Annotated in this window: 21 protein-coding genes and 1 pseudogene; 20 read left to right on the top strand and 2 right to left on the bottom strand. The window is 59.5% G+C overall.

Annotated elements, in window-relative coordinates:
* Positions 1 to 23: 23 nt before the first annotated feature.
* Both nadA and D8767_RS07810 read right to left on the bottom strand, forming a co-directional pair.
* Positions 24 to 1,082 (bottom strand): quinolinate synthase NadA, encoded by a 1,059-nt coding sequence (nadA, locus tag D8767_RS07815; protein WP_016711984.1) that lies wholly within the window; start codon positions 1,080 to 1,082, stop codon positions 24 to 26.
* A gap of 215 nt (positions 1,083 to 1,297) precedes the next feature.
* Positions 1,298 to 2,806: a YdgA family protein gene (locus tag D8767_RS07810; RefSeq protein ID WP_016711985.1), complete on the bottom strand. Its 1,509-nt coding sequence runs from the start codon at positions 2,804 to 2,806 to the stop codon at positions 1,298 to 1,300.
* A gap of 441 nt (positions 2,807 to 3,247) precedes the next feature.
* On the opposite strand from D8767_RS07810, the gene D8767_RS07805 reads away from it, so the two are divergent.
* From D8767_RS07805 to D8767_RS07710, 20 genes and pseudogenes are all read left to right on the top strand, one after another.
* A complete protein-coding gene (locus D8767_RS07805) occupies positions 3,248 to 4,600 on the top strand; it encodes an APC family permease (protein ID WP_016711986.1) in 1,353 nt (450 codons plus the stop codon).
* 66 nt (positions 4,601 to 4,666) lie between these two features.
* Positions 4,667 to 5,875, top strand: a pseudogene (locus tag D8767_RS29575) (HAMP domain-containing protein); the annotation flags it as partial.
* Positions 5,876 to 5,977: 102 nt separating this feature from the next.
* Positions 5,978 to 6,733, top strand: coding sequence for a methyl-accepting chemotaxis protein (locus D8767_RS29570; RefSeq protein ID WP_371058798.1), 756 nt, complete (start codon positions 5,978 to 5,980; stop codon positions 6,731 to 6,733).
* A gap of 91 nt (positions 6,734 to 6,824) precedes the next feature.
* Positions 6,825 to 7,784 (top strand): cation diffusion facilitator family transporter, encoded by a 960-nt coding sequence (locus D8767_RS07795; protein ID WP_016711988.1) that lies wholly within the window; start codon positions 6,825 to 6,827, stop codon positions 7,782 to 7,784.
* Between the two features lie 225 nt (positions 7,785 to 8,009).
* Complete coding sequence (locus D8767_RS07790) at positions 8,010 to 8,897, top strand: ParA family protein (protein ID WP_055985452.1); 888 nt, start codon at positions 8,010 to 8,012, stop codon at positions 8,895 to 8,897.
* Entirely contained in the window at positions 8,890 to 9,642 is a 753-nt protein-coding gene (locus D8767_RS07785) for a hypothetical protein (RefSeq protein WP_023660690.1), read from the top strand. The genes D8767_RS07790 and D8767_RS07785 overlap by 8 nt, the downstream gene beginning before the upstream one ends.
* Positions 9,639 to 9,881: a hypothetical protein gene (locus D8767_RS07780; RefSeq protein WP_023660691.1), complete on the top strand. Its 243-nt coding sequence runs from the start codon at positions 9,639 to 9,641 to the stop codon at positions 9,879 to 9,881. Before D8767_RS07785 ends, D8767_RS07780 begins: the two co-directional genes overlap by 4 nt.
* Positions 9,881 to 10,579 carry a DUF2786 domain-containing protein gene (locus D8767_RS07775; protein ID WP_031324260.1) on the top strand — a complete coding sequence of 233 codons (699 nt, stop codon included), beginning with the start codon at positions 9,881 to 9,883 and terminating at the stop codon, positions 10,577 to 10,579. The genes D8767_RS07780 and D8767_RS07775 overlap by 1 nt, the downstream gene beginning before the upstream one ends.
* Complete coding sequence (gene dnaB / locus D8767_RS07770) at positions 10,576 to 11,922, top strand: replicative DNA helicase (protein ID WP_023660693.1); 1,347 nt, start codon at positions 10,576 to 10,578, stop codon at positions 11,920 to 11,922. The genes D8767_RS07775 and dnaB overlap by 4 nt, the downstream gene beginning before the upstream one ends.
* Positions 11,923 to 12,096: 174 nt before the next feature.
* On the top strand, positions 12,097 to 12,624 hold the full coding sequence (locus D8767_RS07760; protein WP_023660694.1) for a hypothetical protein: 528 nt from the start codon (positions 12,097 to 12,099) through the stop codon (positions 12,622 to 12,624).
* Positions 12,617 to 12,850, top strand: coding sequence for a hypothetical protein (locus D8767_RS07755; RefSeq protein WP_060546216.1), 234 nt, complete (start codon positions 12,617 to 12,619; stop codon positions 12,848 to 12,850). The genes D8767_RS07760 and D8767_RS07755 overlap by 8 nt, the downstream gene beginning before the upstream one ends.
* Positions 12,850 to 13,854, top strand: coding sequence for a nucleoid-associated protein YejK (yejK, locus tag D8767_RS07750; RefSeq protein WP_023660696.1), 1,005 nt, complete (start codon positions 12,850 to 12,852; stop codon positions 13,852 to 13,854). The genes D8767_RS07755 and yejK overlap by 1 nt, the downstream gene beginning before the upstream one ends.
* 10 nt (positions 13,855 to 13,864) lie before the next feature.
* Positions 13,865 to 14,209, top strand: a complete 345-nt coding sequence (locus D8767_RS07745; RefSeq protein ID WP_023660697.1) for an Arc family DNA-binding protein — start codon at positions 13,865 to 13,867, stop codon at positions 14,207 to 14,209.
* 1 nt (position 14,210) lies between these two features.
* Entirely contained in the window at positions 14,211 to 15,917 is a 1,707-nt protein-coding gene (locus D8767_RS07740) for a ParB family protein (RefSeq protein ID WP_023660698.1), read from the top strand.
* A 32-nt stretch (positions 15,918 to 15,949) separates the two neighbouring features.
* Positions 15,950 to 16,645 (top strand): DUF2857 domain-containing protein, encoded by a 696-nt coding sequence (locus D8767_RS07735; RefSeq protein ID WP_023660699.1) that lies wholly within the window; start codon positions 15,950 to 15,952, stop codon positions 16,643 to 16,645.
* Positions 16,642 to 17,943 (top strand): STY4528 family pathogenicity island replication protein, encoded by a 1,302-nt coding sequence (locus tag D8767_RS07730; protein WP_060546214.1) that lies wholly within the window; start codon positions 16,642 to 16,644, stop codon positions 17,941 to 17,943. Before D8767_RS07735 ends, D8767_RS07730 begins: the two co-directional genes overlap by 4 nt.
* Positions 17,936 to 18,658 (top strand): A24 family peptidase, encoded by a 723-nt coding sequence (locus D8767_RS07725; protein WP_055985449.1) that lies wholly within the window; start codon positions 17,936 to 17,938, stop codon positions 18,656 to 18,658. The genes D8767_RS07730 and D8767_RS07725 overlap by 8 nt, the downstream gene beginning before the upstream one ends.
* A gap of 549 nt (positions 18,659 to 19,207) precedes the next feature.
* Positions 19,208 to 19,933: a PFL_4669 family integrating conjugative element protein gene (locus D8767_RS07720; protein WP_023660701.1), complete on the top strand. Its 726-nt coding sequence runs from the start codon at positions 19,208 to 19,210 to the stop codon at positions 19,931 to 19,933.
* On the top strand, positions 19,930 to 20,475 hold the full coding sequence (locus D8767_RS07715; protein WP_023660702.1) for a DUF3158 family protein: 546 nt from the start codon (positions 19,930 to 19,932) through the stop codon (positions 20,473 to 20,475). The genes D8767_RS07720 and D8767_RS07715 overlap by 4 nt, the downstream gene beginning before the upstream one ends.
* A 14-nt stretch (positions 20,476 to 20,489) precedes the next feature.
* On the top strand, positions 20,490 to 20,996 hold the full coding sequence (locus D8767_RS07710; protein ID WP_023660703.1) for a single-stranded DNA-binding protein: 507 nt from the start codon (positions 20,490 to 20,492) through the stop codon (positions 20,994 to 20,996).
* Positions 20,997 to 21,023 lie beyond the last annotated feature (27 nt).

Below are 21,023 nucleotides of genomic sequence, written 5' to 3'. Positions count from 1 at the left end.
GAAGAAGACGACGCGGTCTGTCGTCAGGCGTTACCGGACAGTTTCAGCCTTGCAGCCTGGGTAAAGTCCAGCATCCGGTTCAGCGGCTTGATCGCCTTGGGCACCAGCGCCGGGTCGACGAAAATCTCATCACCGCCATTACGCAAGCAGTGCAGCACACGCTCCAGGGTATTCATCGCCATCCACGGGCAGTGCGCGCAGCTGCGGCATGCCGCGCCATTGCCGGCAGTAGGCGCTTCGACGAATTCCTTGTCAGGGCACAGCTGCTGCATCTTGTAGAAGATGCCGCGATCGGTGGCGACGATGAAGGTCTTGTTCGGCAGGGTCTGCGCTGCCTTGATCAGCTGGCTGGTAGAACCCACTGCGTCGGCCAGTTCGATGACCGCTTCCGGCGACTCAGGGTGTACCAGGATCGCTGCGTCCGGGTACAGTGCCTTCATGTCGGCCAGCTGGCGCGATTTGAATTCTTCGTGAACGATGCAGGCACCGTCCCACAGCAGCATGTCGGCACCGGTCTGCTTCTGAATGTAACGGCCCAGGTGCTGGTCCGGCCCCCAGATGATGGTCTCGCCGTTATCCATCAGGCTTTCGACGATTTCCAGCGCGCAGCTTGAGGTCACTACCCAGTCGGCACGGGCCTTTACAGCAGCGGACGTATTGGCGTAAACCACCACGGTGCGTTCAGGGTGCTGGTCGCAGAACGCAGAAAACTCTTCGACCGGGCAACCCAGGTCGAGCGAGCAGGTCGCCTCCAGGGTCGGCATCAGCACGCGCTTTTCCGGGGTGAGGATTTTTGCCGTTTCGCCCATGAAACGCACGCCAGCCACGATCACGGTCTCGGCCGGATGGTTCTTGCCGAAGCGGGCCATTTCCAGCGAGTCGGACACGCAGCCGCCGGTTTCTTCAGCCAGCGCCTGGATGACCGGGTCGCAGTAATAGTGGGCAACCAGCACTGCGTTCTGGGCCTTGAGCTCGGCAGCGATGGCCGCACGGTATTCGGCCTCCTGCTCGGCTGTCAGCGGGTTGGGCTGCTTGGCGTCGAGGTGGGCCTGAACCAACAGGCGTTCGGAAATCTGGGTCATGATCGCTGGACCTGCAGGCGCTCGTGCGCGTCAAATCGAGTGTATCACCCGGCCCTGACAGATCGGCTAAGGGCGCCGGACGGCATACTGCCCGCCACGGCCCTCTGCGGGCACGGATTATTATCGGAGGCCGAAGGCTACAGACAATCCAGCGATTACTAAAGTGGTTTTTGTGTTGCCTGTGCCGGCGACAGGGCCAGCACAGGCAGAACCAATCAACCCTGCGGCGACAACGCGGCCAGGTGCGCCGCCATCAGCATGGCGAACTCTTCCACGGTCATTTTCCTGCCGTTGAAGTCAACCATGCCATCGGCATAGTGCAGGCTGCTCACCACATCATTACCTTCGACAGTCGCCATGCCACTCTGCAGCGCCATCATGCCAACCATCTCCCCAGCCTGGCTGGACTGCATGGCAATCGCCTGAGCGTCAGTCTGACCATCCAGCAGCGCCTGCAAGGTCGCCAGGTCACCCATCATCGGCTTGGACAACGACAGCTTGCTCTTCACCTCGGTGATCATCTGCTTGCTCAACTGGTCCGGCGGCAGGTCGAAGCTGGACGGGGCGGCAAAGTCCATCGACAGGTTGAAGCGGCTCTCGCCATTGGCGGTCTTGAACGACAGATTTTCAATCGCCACCTTGGGCCTGGCGGCGAGCAGCTTCTGCAGATCACCCTGGAAACGGGCCTTCTCGGCGTCGTCCATCTGGATTTGCGGCACCGGCTGGCCGGCGGCGGCGGCGGCCTCGAACTCCGCCAGATGCGCTTGGTACCACTTCGACAATGCCTGCAGCGCCGGTGCATTGACCGAAGTAATGCTCACCGCCATCTGTGCCTTACCCACTGCACGGCCATCCCAGGTGATGTCGCCAACCTTGTACTCCACGCGACCGCCCACGGTATCCGGACCATCAATGGTTTGCAGGGCATTTTGCTCGAAGCCCTTGATCAGCATTACCTGCTGTTTGGGCCCCAGGGTGACCTTGGTTTCAGCCAGCGCCAGGTCGGCATTACCGACATAGATGGCGTCGTGCTCGGTGGCTGCCAGGTTACCGCCAAGCTTCAGGCCTTTGAGCTCGAACGTGGCAGGCGGCTGGTCGTCATGAACCAGTTTCATCACGAAGCGATCGGCCTGGCCTTGGAATTTGGATGCCTTGCCTTCCTTGTCGCCACTGACCTCCAGCTGCATGCCCGAGAAGTCGAGGCTATTGCCGTCCGCTTCGTCGAACTTGACCGGCGCCAGCCGAACCTGGCTGACCACATTACCGCCGTAGCCCAAGCTGGTTTGGGCGCTGACCGGCGCCTGCTCACCCGCTGCGGCAAACCACGGTGCGGTGGCTTCGTCCTTTTGCAAACTACTGTTGCTGACCGCCAGCACCGGAATCAGCTTGAACGCCTTGACCCGTGACCAGGGGAGCGGGCCGTGCTCGATCTGGTCGGTCACGCCCACGTCGAAACTCAACACCTCGCCGTCACCCACGTTGATGTCGCGTGCTTTCAGGCGGTACTGGGCGGTACTGCTGAAGAAATGCTGCTCCAGCGACACCCGCTCGATGCTCATGCTGCCACCGGTGGTCACCAGGGCTTTCTTCAGCTCGGCGTTGCTGCGGGCAAGGGCATTGTCCAGCTCGGCCGGCAGCTGCTTGCCGGTGTACCAGGCGCCAGCGGTGGTTGCGACGGCAATGGCGATAGCCAGGCCGGAAAGGATGCCAACTGATTTCTTCATGAATAGAACCGAATGCTGTCCGTAAGGGCTTGTTGGGCGACCAAAGGCCACGCAGCGAAGATTACCACTGCAACAGGTGACACAGGCGGGTGCGGATCGAGAAATGGCATTTTTGGGAAGCGTCTGACACCCAGCCCATGGACGATGCCCAATCGTTAATTTTTACGAACATTAAAATTGATCATAACCGCAAAAAACCGCGCAAAAACCGAACAAAACAGCCTCTAAATCGATAAATGTTTCAATCTAGTAACATCTTGTCATGTTTAACTTGACACCCACCTACCCATCGTTTTTTATTTTCACCACTTTGCGCGTCCCCCGCGCCTTCCGCCGCTCCAACATAAAAGGTGAACAACATGGAGCCCACCCGCTCGCCCTTGCCGCATGCGCAATACACCGTGCCCGCCGTTTACGCCCAGCAGCAGGAGCCATGCCAGCATGCAGCATGACCACAGCGCTACCGGCAACGGCCAACTTCGCAAAACCCTGCGTCTCTGGCATGTGATCATCATCGGCCTAGCCTACCTGACGCCGATGACCGTGTTCGACACCTTCGGCATTGTCAGCGGGATTACCGCCGGCCACGTACCCAGCGCCTACATCCTGGCGCTGGCCGGCATCCTGTTCACCGCCGTGAGCTACGGCACCCTGGTAAAGCGCTTCCCGCAGTCGGGCTCGGCCTACACCTACACCCAACGCGCCATCAACCCGCATGTAGGCTTTCTGGTCGGCTGGTCGTCGCTGCTGGATTACCTGCTGCTGCCGATGGTCAACGCGTTGCTGGCCAAGCTTTACCTCTCGGCCATGTTCCCGGAAGTACCCGAGTGGATGTGGGTGGCCGGCTTCGTCACCCTGATCAGCCTGATCAACATGCGCAGCGTGAACCTGGTGGCGCACTTCAACCTGTTGTTCGTGGGCGTACAGGTAGCGATCATCGCGGTGTTCATCTACCTGTGCGTGCGCGGCCTGGACCACGGAGAAGGGCTGGGTACCGCCTGGAGCCTGGTCCCCTTCGGCGACAGCCAGACCCAGTTCAGCGCTCTGGCCGCTGGCGCGACCATCCTGTGCTTCTCGTTCCTGGGCTTTGACGCGGTTACTTGCCTGTCCGAGGAAACCCGCGACCCGAGCAAGACTATCCCACGTGCCATTTTCCTCACTGCGCTGATCGGCGGCGTGGTGTTCATCACCGTGTCGTACTTCATCCAGGCTTATTTCCCGACCATGGCACGCTTCCACGACCATGAAGCGGCCCTGCCGGAAATCGCCCTGTACGTGGGTGGCAAACTGTTCCAGTCGATTTTCATCGCCTGTACCGTGATCAACACCATCGCCTCTGGCCTGGCCTCGCAAACCAGCGTGTCGCGCCTGCTGTACGTGATGGGCCGCGACAACGTGATCCCGGCCAGCGTCTTCGCCCGCCTGCATTCACGCTACAAGACACCCGTGCTGAACATTGCGGTAGTGGGGCTGATTTCGCTGTCGGCAATCTTCTTCGACCTGGTGACCGCCACCTCGATCATCAACTTCGGCGCCTTGGTCGCGTTCAGCTTCGTCAACCTGTCGGTGATCAACCACTGCTACCTGCGCGAAGGCAACCGCAAAGGCCTGACCAACCAGCTGAAATACCTGGTACTGCCGACCGTCGGCTTCTGCATCATCGTCTCGCTGTGGCTGGACCTGAATGCGCATTCGCTGATGTTTGGCGGCATCTGGGCTGCGCTCGGGCTGATCTACCTGGGCTGGCTGACCAAAGCCTTCCGGTCGGCACCGCCCAACTACGTCGCCGAATGACCCACGCTGCCAACAACGCCCGCGCTCGACCGCGGGCGTTGTACTTGCTCGAAAAGGAAAGCCCTCATGCCGCTGCGTCGCCTCTCCATCCAATGGAAGATCACCCTGCTCGCCGGCTTGTGCCTGCTGGCCATCGTCGCCTTGCTGGTGGCCACATCGCTGACCCAGGCACAACGCAGTGCCGCGCTGGTCAACCAGGCCAACACCGCCATGCTCGACAGCAGCGCCCGCCAGCGCCTGCAGGCCCATGCCGAAACCCAGGCCCTTCGTATCCAGCGCTACTTCATGGACGCTTACCAGTACGGCAATGGCTTTGCCCGCCTGGTACAAGTCCTGAAAGCCCGTGGCGGCAGTGACCTGCGCGCCGAGCTGACCCGCCAGGCGCGTGCCAGCCTGGCCGGCAACCCGGACGTGATCGGCCTGTACCTCGTGTTCCAGCCCAACGCGCTGGATCAGCAGGACAGCCAGTTCGTCGGCCAGGATGCCGCAGGCAGCAACGACAGCGGGCGCTTCTCGCTGTATTGGTCGCAGCCCAGCCCCGGCGCACTGGAACGTGAGGCCATGCCGGAATCGATGCTCGGCGATGCCAGCATCGGCAACAACGGCGCGGCGAAGAACCGCTGGCTGACCTGCCCGCAGGACACCGCCAAAACGTGCATGCTCGAGCCGTATCTGGACGACGTCAACGGCCGCCAAGTGCTGATGACCAGCATCGCCCTGCCGCTGCTGGAGCACGGCAAGGTGATCGGCGTCGTGGGCCTGGACATTGGCCTTGCCAACCTCCAGCAACTGAGCGTGGAAGGCCGCCGCGAACTGTTCGATGGCCAGGGCCAGGTGAGTATCGCCAGCGCTGCCGGCCTGCTGGCAGGCAACAGCCGCGACGACAGCGCGCTCGGCCAGCCCATGGACAAGGCGGTAGCCGACGGCCTGCTGCGCGTGGCCCACCCCTTCACGCCAATCCCTGACGCAGCCCCGTGGCAGGTTTTGCTGGAGCTGCCGGAAAGCGTGCTGCAGGCACCCGCCGTGGCCCTCAATCAACGCCTGGACGCACACAACCAAAGCGCCAACCTCACCAGCCTGCTGATCGGCCTTGGTGCGGCGGTGGTGGGTTTGCTGCTGGTATGGCTGACCGCACGCGGCGTTACCCGGCCTATCCTGGCCGTGGCTGCGCGCCTGAAAGACATCGCCAGCGGCGAAGGCGACCTGACCCGCCGCCTGGAATACGCCCGCGACGACGAACTGGGCCAGCTCACGGGGTGGTTCAACCGCTTCCTCGACAAGCTGCAGCCGATCATCGCCCAGGTCAAAGGCTCACTGCAGGAGGCCCGCAGCACCGCCGACCAGTCAGCCGCCATCGCCAGCCAGACCAGCAACGGCATGCAACAGCAGCACCGCGAAATCGAGCAGGTGGCCACGGCTGCCAACGAGATGAGCGCCACCGCCCTGGATGTCGCCCACAACGCCTCGCAGGCGGCTCAGGCCGCGCGCGCCGCCGACCAGGCCAGCCGCGAAGGCCTGCAGCTGATCGACAGCACCCGCCAGGGCATCGACCGCCTGGCTGCCGGCATGGACACCGCCATGGACGAGGCACGTGCCCTGCAAGACCGCAGCGGGCAGATCGGTACGGTGCTGGAAGTGATCCGCACCATCGCCGAGCAGACCAACCTGCTGGCGCTGAATGCCGCCATCGAAGCGGCCCGTGCTGGCGAGGCCGGGCGCGGTTTTGCCGTGGTCGCCGATGAAGTACGCGGGCTGGCCCAGCGCACGCAGGTGTCGGTGGAGGAGATTCGCCAGGTCATCGAAGGCTTGCAGCAAGGCACCCAGGATGTCGTGGGCGCCATGCACGAGGGCCAGCGCCAGGCACAGGACAGCGCAACGCGCATGGAACAGGCGCTACCGGCACTGCAGCGCATTGGCGAAGCGGTGACCGTGATCAGCGACATGAACCTGCAGATTGCCTCGGCCGCGGAAGAACAGAGCGCGGTGGCTGAGGAAGTGAACCGCAACGTAGCCGGCATTCGGGATGTGACCGAGTCGCTGGCGGGCCAGGCCGACGAATCGGCCCGCATCAGCCAGGCACTGAACCGGCTGGCCAATCAACAACAGGCGCTGATGGAGCAATTCCGCGTCTAGCCTGTAAGGGCCAATGCGCCTTCTTCGCGGGCTTGCCCGCGAAGAGGCCCCTGCAGACACCACAGCATTATCGTTTTCCAGAGCACAATTCATGCATACCGCAACCCGATCCACCTTTTTCGACATCACCAGCGAACAGGGCCTGTTACGCACCTCGATTGCCGTCACCCTGTTCATCGCCAGCATTGGTATCGCTTTCGGCGTGGCCTCCGGCTCCTACTCCATCGTCTTCGACGGCGTCTATTCGCTGGTCGACGCCAGCATGAGTGGCCTGTCGCTTGTTGTGGTCAAACTGATCACTTCGCACACCACCAGCGTGCAGATGTCACGCAAGCTGCGCGAGCGCTTCACCATGGGTTTCTGGCACCTGGAACCCATGGTGCTGGCACTGAACGGCATTCTGCTCAGCGGCGTGGCCATCTACGCGCTGATCAACGCCGTCAGCAGCCTGCTGCAAGGCGGCCGTCACCTCGAATTCGGCATTGCCATGATCTATGCGGTGCTGACCGTGATCACCTGCGTGACCATCGCCGTGGTCGAAGCCCGCGCCAACCGCAAGCTGAAATCAGACTTCGTGCGCATGGACGTCAAGGGCTGGGTGATGTCGGCCAGCATCACCGCCGCGCTGCTGATTGCGTTCTGCTTTGGTTACGCGGTGCAGGGCACGTCGCTGGAGTGGGTATCACCGTACATCGACCCGGCCGTGCTGGCGCTGGTGTGCCTGGTAATCGTGCCGTTGCCGATGTCGGTGGTGCGTCAGGCGCTGTCAGAAATATTTCTGGTCACCCCTGGCGACCTCAAGCTGCATGTGGATGAAGTGGCCAAGGCCTTCGTTGCCCGCCACGGGCTGCAGTCATACCGCGCCTATGTGGCCAAGGTCGGGCGCTCGCGGGAGATCGAGCTGTACTTCATCGTGCCAAAGGCCATGGCGGCGAAGACCATCGATGAATGGGACGCATGGCGCAACGAGATTGGTGATGCCGTCGGTGGCGAAGGGCCTGACCGCTGGCTGACGGTGGTGTTCACCGGGGATCCGGAGTGGGCTGAGTAAGCTGGGAGCGCATGACGCGCTGAGGACGAAAAAGCCCGCGACCGTTGCCGGTAGCGGGCTTTGACGTATTGAGTATGGTGGGTCGTGTAGGATTCGAACCTACGACCAATTGGTTAAAAGACAATTGGGATCTAGGCCGAAATTTCCACCTAGGGAGGGGTTTTAAGCACCATTCCAGCGCCTAGCTAAGCAGCCTCTAATGAAATCCACATTAGAGGCATGGCAATGACACATCCGAAGAAAGCAAGACGAGCAGGTAAGGTTTCCACCAAAGGCGGCACCGGTAAATCCACTGGATCCACCAATCTGGGGGCATTCACTGCAGACGCCGGGCTGCGCACCCTCCTCATCGATCTGGACCCCGTCCAGCCTTCCGCATCCTCCTATTTCCCCCTGGAGTACACCGCCCCGGGCGGCATTTTCGAGCTGCTGTCGTACAACGAGACCGACCCGGCCAAGATCATCTCCCGCACGTCGATCAAGAATCTCGACGTCATCATCTCGAACGACGCCAACAACCAGCTCAACAACCTCATACTGCAGGCGCCTGATGGCAGACTGCGACTAGCCAACCTGATGTCGGCTTTCGATGCCAATTACGACCTCATCCTCTTTGATACCCAGGGCGCCCGCTCTGCGATGTTGGAGATGGTCGTTCTTGCATCCGACATCATCCTCTCCCCCCTCCCCCCGAACATGTTGGCCGCGCGCGAATTCAGCCGTGGGACCATCCATATGATGGATGGCTTGCGCAGTTACGCACGCCTCGGCCTCACCATTCCCCACATCAACATCATCATCAACGGCCTGGATGAAACTGCTGACGCACGCGAGATCCACCGTACCGTCCGTGAAATTTTCGACGGGAACCCTGACTACACCGTCCTGCAATCGATCATCCCAGATGCCGTCATCTTCAAGAAAGCCGCGAGCCAAGGCGTGCCAGCGCATCGGCTTGAATATCGTCAACCGTCGAACCGTAAGTCGCCGTCGGCGCTGAACGTCATCCGCAACCTGGCTATCGAGGCGTTCCCAGAATGGAAAGACCGCTTCGAGGCAATGACCGAAGAGCGTGTTGCCGAGATCGCCAAGGAGGCCCGCCGCGATGAGTAAGCACGCGATAACCGAGGCTGCCGGGATCACGGCCGATGAAGTCCTCAGGATTGGGAAACTCTACAGCTCCAATGAGTTACGCGGCATCCAGAAAAAGCTGACATCCGCGTCTGGAGACCTGCACAAGCTAGCCAACGGTTGGAAGATGGGTGCCGGCTTGCTCGGATCGCTCGGTGACCTTCTGAGCATTGAACAGCGCGATCTACTGCGTAGTGCCGCACAACTCGTTGATTCGATCGGTCACAACGTGACCCATGCGAAGGAAAAGCGCGTTCGTTCCGAGAAAGAAACGAAACGCCGGCAAGATGCGCGTGATGCTCAGTCGAAACAGCTGGTAGCCCGTACGTTCCCCTTGCCTACCGAAACTCACGAAGAACTGCTGGAGACGATCAAAGCCGCACTCATTCTGAATCGTGCACGGCAGTTAAACACCTCCTACAACCCTTCTGAATTCAACGTTTACATCAGAAACGAGCTGAAGACACCTGCTCGGCTCCATGGGCATTCAGTGGAGCAACACCGAGCAGGTAATGTCAGATCACTCCGCTACTTCATGATCAGCGACCTGACCAGCCACCTTGCTTATGACGATGGTTCATCGGTTGAGGAACGCCTGCGGCTCCTGCAGGAGAAAGTGGCCGAAGCTGTAGGCTTGGCTGCCTTGACAGCAGACGAACGCGAGACCCTTCGCCTCTGGCAAGAGGCCTTGGTGCCTGCAGCGGACAGGCAGGAGGGCCAAGCATGAGCTTTGCCCTCATATCTCAATTCGCGGGCTCGCTTTGCCTGTATCTCATGAACTGCTCTGTGGCACTGGCCACTGCCTATGGCTTGGGCTCGATCTTCAAAGCCCCCCATGTCGAGCTCGCGTTGCAGGGAGCGGTCTACTCAGCCTATGCGCTCTGTGTCTTCGGCGTACTGAACTCCCTGGCCTTGATCGCATCCGCGCTGCGCAGCCGACCTCGCCGCGCCGGGGAGAGTTCATGATGGACAAGCAGAAGATCCTCGACAAGGTCACCAAGCTGATGTCCTTGGCCAATAGTCCGGGGGCAAACACGAACGAGGCCGCAACCGCATTGCGCCAGGCCCGCTCGCTCATGGCCAAGTACAACATCGAGTCCGACGAACTTCGAGCCAGCCAGGTTCTAGAAACAAGCGTCCCCACTGGCACTCGCCGCTCCCCCGCTGATTGGCTGCACTCCCTGGCCGCAACGTGCGCAGCCGCTTTCGACTGCAGCCACCTCTCCTACTACCACCCATTGAAAGGGTACTGCTTCAAGTTCCTGGGCAAGGGTATCGGCCCGGATCTGGCTGCTTATGCCTACAGCAGCCTCGTCCTGCAACTGCAGAAAGCACGTCGCGAGCATGTCTCGCAGCAGAAACGGTGTCAGCTGAAGACCAAACGACGTCGCGGCCAACTCTTTGCTGAGGGCTGGATCGGGGCAGTGGCCTACAAAGTTCGAGAATTCGCTGGTGACCTAGCCCCAGATATCCAGGCTGATATCAGTGCCTACTTGACCTTACATCACCCTGAGTTGAAGCGCTTCGACATCACGCCAAGCGAAGCCAAGGGCCACGATCGTAGCTCGCTGTACGAAGGAATTAAGCAGGGTCAGCGTGCTCAGCTCCACCGGGGAGTAGGCCGCAGTGAACAGCCAGGAATTGCCCAGGGAGGTGCCAGATGACCGATCTGATCCTTTCCCCTCCTCATTCCGTCGAGGCTGAACAAGGCGTTCTGGGCGGGCTGATGCTGGACAACGAAGCCTGGGATCTGGTCGGTGATCTACTGCAGGCCGACGACTTTTTTCTATCCCAACACAGGCTGATCTTCACTGCCATCCAGGAGCTGTCAGAGAAAAACAGCCCATTCGATATAGTGACGATTTTTGAGGCGATGGCCATCCCTGAGGAGGTTGGAGGCCTCTCCTACCTGGCAGAGCTGGCCAAGAACACTCCGTCTGTAGCGAATATCCGGTCGTATGCTGAGATCGTGCGCAACCGCGCCCATCTCCGCCGCATCATGTCCCTGTGTTTTCAGGGGACTCGGGACGCTGCTGAACTCGCCGCTGACGCGGCTGAGGTCCAGGACACGCTAGAGCAGAAGCTGTTTAAGCTGGGCGAAGGTCGTGTGGTTAGCGAATTCACCGACATGAATGAGGCATTGCTCTCTGTCGTCGACAAGATCGACGCCAATTTCAATGGCCATGTGACCGTGACCGGTGTGCCGACCGGGATCACCGATCTTGACGAGATGACCCGTGGTTTGCAGCCAGCCGATCTGATCATCGTAGGCGCGCGCCCCTCCATGGGCAAAACCTCGTTCTGCTTGAGCACCGTCGATGCTGCGCTGACCAATTCGCCTGACAAGATCGTGCTGGTTTTCAGCATGGAGATGCCTACCGAGGCCCTGATTTATCGAATGCTGGCCATTCTGGGCCACATCGATCTGAGCAGGCTACTTTCGGGTCAGCTGCAGGATGAGGACTGGCCCAAACTATCAGCCGCCGTCCATCGCATGAACGCCTATGGCAACCGACTGGTCATCGATGACAGCGCGAACCTGACCCCTGCCGCTATGCGAGCCAAGGTTCGACGTGCTAGCCGGCGTTTCGGGAAGCCTTGCTTGATCATGGCGGACTACCTGCAGCTCATGCGGAGTCCTGGTCAAGAAAACAGGGTCAACGAAATCAGCGAAATATCCCGATCACTGAAGGGGATCGCCAAGGAATTCAACTGCCCGTTCATGGCCCTCTCCCAGCTCAATCGGGACCTCGAGCGCCGTCCCAATAAGCGCCCTGTGAATGCTGATCTACGGGACAGCGGGGCTATCGAGCAGGACGCGGACCTCATCCTCTTTGTCTATCGGGACGAGGTGTACAACGAGGACACCGAACTCAAAGGCGTTGCCGAACTGATCATTGGTAAACACCGCAATGGCCCCGTCGGCTATGTCCGGGCTGCCTTCATCGCCAACCAAACCCGATTCGCAAACCTCACTGCCGATCATTGGCAAGGAGCTGCCGCATGACGTCCATGCAACCCCATCCGATTACGCATGCCTGCCATAGCTGTGGCCGGCACTTCGCACTGCATCAAGTACGGCAGGTGCATCCCGCCGAGCACACCCCTGAAGGTGAGGCAGAGGTCCTGGTATGCCCGGTCTGCGGCAGCTACGACCTCAATCCTCTTTCGGAGGTGCCCAATGCAAGTTGAGCAGATCTACCCTTCGATCCCTGCGATCGCAAACACCGACCAGTCGGCCTTGGCCTTTGCGCACCACTCTGGCGTCAACGCGGTTTGGCTGGATGCTCTCGGCCAGGTTATCTCACGGCTCACCCAGTTCGGTGAAACCACGGTGCCTGTTGAGCTGAATGAGGCTATGCAAGAGCTTGCCCGGCTGCAGTACATCGAGCTGGAAAGCCATGATGCTGGAACGCTGGCAGCGACCCTTCTTGGCCAACCAGCCCTGCTGACCAACTATTTCTGGTCCGTATGGGTACCAAGACATCTCCTGAGCTGCGGTCTGAAGGTGGCAGTAACCCCCTATCTGACCAGCTCCGATGACGAGGCTCATCATTGCACCGTGGTCTTCCGCATTCCTGGATCGCGCGAAACAGCACGTGAGTTCCTCACCGACCTGGCCACTCAATACCCCGGCTGCACTCCGGAAATCGTGGCCATCCAAGCCGGTGATGCGCTTTGCCAGAAGGAGGCCGGATCCAATGCGTAACCTCCTTCGCGGCGCGCACGACAGTGTTCGCCGGCTTGCCGAATTCGCCCTCTCCGAAGGCTGGACTCTCTCCCGCTCCAACAGCGGGCATCTGAAATTCAGCAAGTCCGGCTTTACACCGATCTTCACGTATTGCACGCCCAGCGACCGCCGTACCGAGCGCAATACTCGAGCGCTGCTCCGCCGTGCCGAGGCCCAAAACAACATGTCCCGGGGGATTCAATAATGCCAATCCGACATGCAATCGTTCACCAGCTCGATAAGCAGCCCGACGGCAACCCGGCCGTACTTCACGCTCGTGACACAGAGCTACCGGCTACGGATGCCGTCGAGAACCTCCAGGCCGACCTGAACGACAGCTACAACGCCAAGCAAGGCAAAGCGTGGGGCTTCTTCCATGGGGAGTCGGGTGCGTACCCATTCAGCGGTTGGCTGAAACAGTACCTGGAGGAGCAGCAAGACTTCACCAGCTTCAGCCGTGTGTCTGTCGAACACCTGCAGAAATTGATTGAAGAGGTCAACCTGTCTACCGGCGGCCACGTGCTCTTCAGCCATTACCAACAAGGCCTGACTGAATACCTGATGATCGCTGTCCTCCAGCAGGTCGAAACCGTCGGCCTCGACGGTGATCTTAATGTTGTCGCCTCTCGCTACCTGGACACCAGCAACTTCTCCTGCGCGGCCCGGATCAACCTGAGCGAGTGGCGCAACAACCCAAACTCGAAGCAGTACATTTCTTTCGTTAAAGGCAAAAACGGCAGGAAGAGTTCGGACTACTTCCGCGACTTCATCGGGTGCCAAGAAGGCGTCGACGGGCCAGGTGAAACCCGCACGCTTCTCAAAGCATTCACCGATTACGTCGAGAAAGAAGATCTCCCAGAAGAAAGCGCCCGGGAGAAAACCCACGCGCTGCTCGACTATGCCACCACCCAAACGAAGCTGGGGCAGCCCCTCTCTCTTCAAGAGCTGTCCCAGACCCTCGATGAAGACCGCCCTCAGGCGTTTTATGACCACATCCGCAATAGCGACTACGGCCTATCCCCGGAGATCCCGGCCGATAAGCGCACTCTCAACCAGTTCCGCCGTTTCACCGGCCGCGCCGAAGGTCTGTCGATCAGCTTTGAGGCGCACCTACTCGGTTCCAACGTCACCTACGACGCCGACACCGGCTCGCTGACGATCAAGAACCTGCCCACTCAGCTCACCGACCAACTCAAGCGCCGCCAGTAAGGAGAACACCATGAACGCAACCAATTCCCGCACCGCTGACAAATTTGTGGTTCGCCTGCCTGATGGCATGCGTGAACGTGTCGCTCAAGTCGCCCGCGACAACCATCGCTCTATGAACAGCGAGATTATTGAGCGTCTTGAGCAATCGCTGCTCAATGACCAACACAATACTGCTCAGGTCCAGGCCGGTTCAGCAGACGACAATCTCAAGTCAGAGCTGGTTCGCGCTTACAAGATCATCGATCGCCTGCTGCAAAACGCCGTTCCTACACAGGCCGACATCCAGGAGGTGTTGCACCTGGTCCGCAAGCAAACTCCACTGGGTCTGTCCCACATTGCTGCGGTAGGAGCTTGATATGGCCGCTACAGACCTCAAAGCCAAGCTCCTGGCTCCAGGCTTCAGCCCTACAGGCTCCACCGCCGCCATGAGCGACCCTATCGCTGATACCCCACTCGTGCTGAGCATCGACGAGGTCCTCCCTTGGGAGGACAACCCTCGTACCACCCGTAACCCTCGGTACGATGAACTCAAGGAGTCGATACGCAACCGCGGCCTCGACACCCCCCCGCCTGTAACTCGCCGGCCAGGGGAAGAGAAGTACCGTATTCGCAACGGTGGCAATACTCGCATCTCGATCTTGAAGGAGCTGTTCCAAGAGACCAACGACCCGCTGTACCAGCGCCTCCACGTGCTGTTCCGCCCTTGGGACCAAGCCCGCGGTGAGATCATCATGCTCACCGGCCACTTAGCTGAGGATCTCAAGGGTGAACTCAAGTTCATCGAGCGCGCCGTGGGTGTGGGGAACGCAAAAGCGCTGTATGAATCCGAGAGTGGGGAGGTGATTGGGATTCGAGAACTCTCTCGCCGTCTGACGAAGGACGGATACCCAATCTCTCCTTCTCATATCAGCAGGATGCTAGACACGGTTCAGCACCTGCTCCCTGCCGTACCTGCTCTCCTCTACAATGGTCTCGGCAAGCCACAGATCGAGAAAATACTGTCGTTAAGGAAGTCAGCACTGGCCTGCTGGGACAAGCACTACAGCAATGAAGGCGTCGACTTCGAGATGTTGTTCCAGGACGTCCTTGCCCAGTTCGAAGGCGAGGCAGAAGAGTTCCTGTTCCAGCGTTTCCAGGACGAGCTCATCGGCACGATGAAAAAATCGCTGCTGTTGGGCTATGAGGACATCTTGCTGGAGATCACTCAACAGCAGGACAAGCTTCGTCGCTCGACGCCGGTGGTTGAATTGCCGATCACCAGTTCGACGTCCACTCCACCCGCGCCTGCGCCAGGCACTGGGGCAGGCCCTACCCTTCCGCCATCGCAACAACCATCTGAAGGTACTGGTCGCTCGCAGCGGTCTCCGCATACACCACCCCAGCCAGCAGCCCCAGCGCCGGGAGCCTTGCTCACACCAGAGGAGCAGCAGGAGCGAGTTGCAGGGCACATTGCGTCCCCAGCGAATCTCAGCCAGCGAGTGATCGAGACCAAAGCGAAGGTTGCCGCCCTCAGTGGGGAAACCCTACCCGATTTCAACGCGAACTGTCTGGTCGCCATTCCCGTACAGGCCGGGGGACTGCACCCCATCACAGACCTTTGGTACATCGAGCGGCAGATTGACCAAGCTGCAGAATTGCGCAACCAGGTAGCCCAGCTGGCAGTTGAGATTCTCGAGTCCGTCAACGGCCCAGGCGATATCCAGGCAATCGATGGCGGGATCGGTTTCAAATACAAACAGCCCGACACCGATGTCGAAATCACTGCAACAGCTCAACATACCGTGACGCTGCTTCAGTCATTGAGCGGAGCCATGGCTATCGCTCTGAAAATGCTGAACGAGCAACCAGATCCTGCCAGCGCATTAGGTGAGTTTGAATTTGCAGCCGGGTTAGGACAACTGCTGCTGGGCCAGCCCTTGAGTACTGAACAGTCTCCAGGAGACGACGGCCGTTTGAGCGACGGCGCGCTGGTCAAACTGTTCCGCATCATTCGACTGGCTCGCCGGTTGATCGACTTGGAAATCGAAGAGTTCAAACGGTCCTCGGAAGCCCAGGGCATCTGAACACTCGATGAGATGAATGGGAGGGAGTCTCAATGTCCAAGTCAACACTTAACGAAGCAGTTCTGTCGCAGCTTCTTGACCTGATGCGCAATGGCCAACTCCAGCGCTGTGTGGAGATGGGGGTTGAACCCGAGGTGCTGGGCCAGATCCAGCATCCAACAGTACTCAGCCTGCTCCGCAACACACCGGTCAGTTGGGTCAACGTGTCTATCAACAGCTCGATGATCCTCAAGCTTCTGACCGGGGCTGCTCGCTCAGAAGAGGAAACCCGCCTTATTGAGCGGGCAATCCGCTTGGGTGCCACTACAAGCTTGCTCAACAAGTTCTTCGGGCTCACACCTCAGGAGATCGCCCTTCAGCGTACCGTCATTGGGGTTCGAGCCCCGCGCGGACGTTGGCCCGAGCTTTCCGAGGATCAAGATCATCATATTTGGCACCGCTGGACCAAGTTGATGGGTGAAAACCGAGTGGAGCTCGAGGACAGCCTGGCCATGCTCGACGTTGCCATGCTGGTTGCAGAAGAACTGAGCACAGATGGCTTAACGCTTGCGCAGATCTGGTCTCGTATCACTCAGTGGATCGAACAAGGCCTGTATCCCAGCAGCAAGGAAAAGTCCCGAGTATCTGAACGTCGACAACTCACTCTGCTGGACGAGGGTGGCATACGCCGTGTCGAGGACTGCTGCCCCGCCTCCGCTCACTTTGGAGAAGGCGAACATAGAAAATGAAGCTCGCACGGTTCCCGATTTCCACGCTCCTAGATTCGGCCTCGGGGCAACTCGAGGCCCATGTACAGAAGAAGAGAGCTGAGGACACCGCCCCTACTGCTGCACCTGCTACCCCCTACTCCGGGATCATATTCAGCGGTAATCCGCATGAAACGGTCCCGCGTAAGCTCCTGCTCGACAATCGGCTCACCCCCTTGGAACGTAATTGTTGGCAAGTATTCCGATTACTTGTCAACGAAGATGGCATCACTGCCTTCCCCACCTATGACCAGCTACGGCCATACTTGGGCATGAACCCAGGGAAACATGCCTCTCGAGAAACCGTGGCAAAGGCCCTCACCGTGCTCCGTCTAACTCGTTGGTTGAGCTTGGGTAGGACCGTCCGCAATGAGATCAACGGACAGGTTCAGGGGAATGTCTATCTGCTCCACGACGAGCCAGTAACACCGGCAGAGGCCCTGGAGTTCGACAAGGACTACATGACCTTGCTGATGCAATCCATGGAGCATCAGAACAAAGCGATCAAGGACATCGCAGCGATCACCTGGCGCGAATTCACCAGCGATCCCGACGTGGGCCGACGCCTTCCCTCGCGCATTGACACGATTAGCGATCGGCTGAATGCCCAGACTTGGGCTGTAGAGACCAAGCATAACGCGCTGCCCGCACCTGAGTTCGGAATCCGAACTCAGCAAGATTTAGCCCCGGAAGGACTGAGTTCGGAATCCGAACTCAGTGAGAACTCAGCGAAACAGGGAGATCTTCCCCTCAGTTCGGAATCCGAACTCAGCCTAAAACCGCTGAGTACACCCTCAGTTCGGAATCCGAACTCTGACAGTACGTATACAAATACAGACAAGTCTGTATCTAAAAGCTTTGTACAACCGCGCGAGAGTGCAGGTGTGAATTGCTTGCTTGCCCTGGATCTTCTCAAGCCAGAGGACCGTGTGAAAGCACGAGAGATTATGGGACCTGTACCGGAGCATGTCCGAGAGGCGGTGATCAACCAGTGGAAACATCGATGCACAACTGGGAGCGTGGCCAAGCCACTTGCATACCTGACGACCCTTGCTGGCAAGGCCATCCGGGGCGACTTCAACGCTGAGTGGAATCCTTCAGCGCCCGCCGCAACTCCGACGCCAACGCCTCCACCGGCACGGACGGTTGCACGCCCTGCCCAGTCCCCCGCCCAAAAGCCGGCACCGACAGCAACCTCGATGCAGACAGCGAACTCCGCCCTGACTTCGCTCCAAGCCCTGCTTGACCCACGTCGCCGCGAGGAGTCCACCGATGAGTGAGTGGATGGGGCTTGAGATCACCCTAGGGCTTGGCTCCATCGTTTTGGGCATGCTGGCCGGTCGCCTCAGTACTTGGGTTGCCTGCTGGTTGCCTGCTTTCCTCGAGCAACAATGGCAGCGGGATGCTCGGGAACTACTCGGGCTGGATCTCGATAATCCTTGCGAGCTTCAAACGACCGGATCTCCGGTGCGTGGAACCTGGGCCGCGCAAATCGGCTGCGCTGTCTTGTCGTTAGTGGTGACGGTGCATTATGGGCCAACCATGCAGGCATTCTTTGCCCTGGTGTTCACTTGGTGTCTTCTGGCTTTGAGCTTGATCGACAGTGAACACCATATGCTGCCGGATGCGCTGGTAATACCCATCCTCTGGATCGGTCTCGCACTCAACTCCTTTGGAGTTTTCACGACACTGCACGAGGCACTTTGGGGCTGTGCCATGGGCTATTTGAGCCTTTGGTCAGTTTTCCACCTGGTCAAATTCATTACCGGCATAGAAAGCCTGGGCGCTGGCGACTTCAAGATGCTGGCCCTAATTGGGGCATGGACTGGCTGGCAGGCACTTCCCTGGACAGCAGGTTGTACCCTAGTACTTGCAGCCCTGGCATGTGGATACCTCAAGCTGCAAAAAGCTCTGTCCAGCACCTCAAGAATTCCTTTGGGTCCGTTCCTGGCGATGGCTGGCTGGGCAGGCATGCTGCTGCCACATCAATGGTAGGGCGTGTTGCCACTGGCAACACCATCCACCGATGCCGCCCATCTGAGCGGTGCTCCCGCGGGAAAACAGCCCGCCACTCATCGGCCCGAACAACTTCTCCACTGTTGCCACTGGCAACACTACGCACAGCCAACCAGACACACGGTCTTCACCCGCGTCGACAGTGACCGGCTGTTGCCACTGGCAACACTATGCACAGTCCAACCAACACACGGTCTTCACCGGGGGGCGACGGTGGCCGACTGTTGCCACTGGCAACACCAAGCAGCGCCGACTGCCAGGCGGTCTTCACCGGCGCCGACGGCTTACCCACTGTTGCCACTGGCAACACTACGCACAGCCCAACCAACACACGGTCTTCTCCCGGGGGCGACGGTGACCGGCTGTTGCCACTGGCAACACCTCATAGTGGTGCAGGCCACATCTCCAAGGCACCGTTAAACCAATGACAAATCCAGCACACCGGGTTCTTCATTTATTACTGCGCCACAAACGGCCCGACAGCAGCATGGACATCGTTCACCCACCTTATATAAGGAAACCATGTCCATGGCTGACAACTATCAGCTCAACATCGGCTCCCTCAGGAGCCAGGTCCAGCTGACTCTCCACACTCACCATGCCGCCCGAATCTGGCTGGGTCGCCAGAAGACCGACGACAAACACAGCATTCTTGGGCTGGCTGGCTTCTGCCTCAAGATCAACCAGATCGATCGCGCCGCAGCGCAAGACGACCCGTACTCCGACTGGTGGATGATCAGGATCGAGGAGAAAATCCAGGAGGTAGATGATGCCCTCAAGGCCATCGACAGCCGCCTTGATGGAGTGATGGCCCAACTCCCCAAAGCACTCGAAATCGGCGAGAACCTCTCCATCCAGCCGCTGAAGCTGCCGCTCTTCATCTCCAACCCGCTGGGCTTCAAGGGCGTCCATCTACTGACTCAGTACGACGAAGTCGTCCGCCGCATCCTGCTGGCTCAGCACGTCGCCATGATCGGTCGCCGCGATGGCGAGATCTGGATCGATGAAGGTGCTCACCTGCTGCGCAGTCTTTTTGGGCTGGCCCAGCTCCATCGCTTCTCCGGCGCATCGCGTGACGACTTCGCCGCCAACAATGCCCGGGCTGAAAACGCGCGCGAAATGTACAAGCGCTACGGCGATATCCCCCAGGACATCCTGGAAGGCACCCGCCGCTCGAACTTCGCCCCGCCCATCCGCCGTGGCTCCGCAGGCCCGGTCGAGGATGTGGATGACGAATTCGAAGGCGAGGCATGACGCTCATGCGATCGGACACCCGACCAATGGAGGCACTGCAACAGAGTGCCTTCAAACCGCTGCAACAGGGTGCCTATCAGGGGCTGCAACAGAGTGCCTCACTAAAAGGCCTTTTAAAGCCCTTTAAAGGTAAGGGGGAGCTGGTCCAGTTGGCGGAGCAGTGCGCATCGCTGGAGGCGGGGCTGCGCACCCTTACCCAGGAAGTACTGGCCCAGGTTCGCCAACATCCATTCGCTCTGCTGCCCGTCAGGCTCATCGAGCAAAACACAGCAGCTGGCACAACCTTTCTTCGCTGGCAAAGCGTGCAAGAGCGGCGCATGGGTGTCGGCGTATGGGCTCAGATGGTTCACGCCCCCAAAACACCAATCCACTTGCTGCAGGACCTGTTTGCCCTGGAGCAACACCGAATCACCCTGAACATGCAGATCAGCCTCATCCACTCCATCGGCAAACAGGCCGCCGAATGCGCAGAAAAGATGGGGCAGGCCGAAGCCGAATATCAGGCTCGACTGCAGCAGGTCATGAACCCACCTCAACACTGAACGGGAGATACACCATGGGTACACCAGTAGTTTGGGAAGGCAACGTTGGTAACGCCGCTGAGCACCGGTCGTTTGCCAACGGCAACAAAGATCCGCGGCACATGCTGCGACTCAATGTGATGTTCGACAACTCGATCCCTGACGGCCAGGGTGGCTACAAGGATCGGGGTGGCTTCTGGGCCAACGTCGAATGGTGGCATCAGGATGCCGAGCGGTTTGCGGCTCTGTTTCAGAAGGGCATGCGCGTGGTGGTGATTGGTCGCGCGATCATGGATAGCTGGACGGATAAACAGAGCGGCGAGGAGGTGTCTGCACTCAAGGTCGAGGCCAGCCGGATCTCGATTCTTCCACACCGAGTCGAACACGTATCTCTGTCTGGCGGCGGTCAGCGTCCGACCAATCAACCGCAGGGTCAGCCACGCGGTCAAGCCGTCGGCGGCCAGGCTCAAAACGTTCCTCAGCCGACCCCCGAAGACATGCGCCACTACAGCGACAGCTTTGACGACGACATTCCCCTGTGAAACCCAGCTTTTTCAGAACTGTAAATA

The sequence above is a fragment of the Pseudomonas sp. LTGT-11-2Z genome (genome assembly GCF_003691445.1).
Classification (GTDB): domain Bacteria; phylum Pseudomonadota; class Gammaproteobacteria; order Pseudomonadales; family Pseudomonadaceae; genus Aquipseudomonas; species Aquipseudomonas monteilii.
The sequence above is the reverse complement of the archived record's forward strand: the minus strand, read 5'-3'. Positions and strand labels throughout refer to the sequence as shown.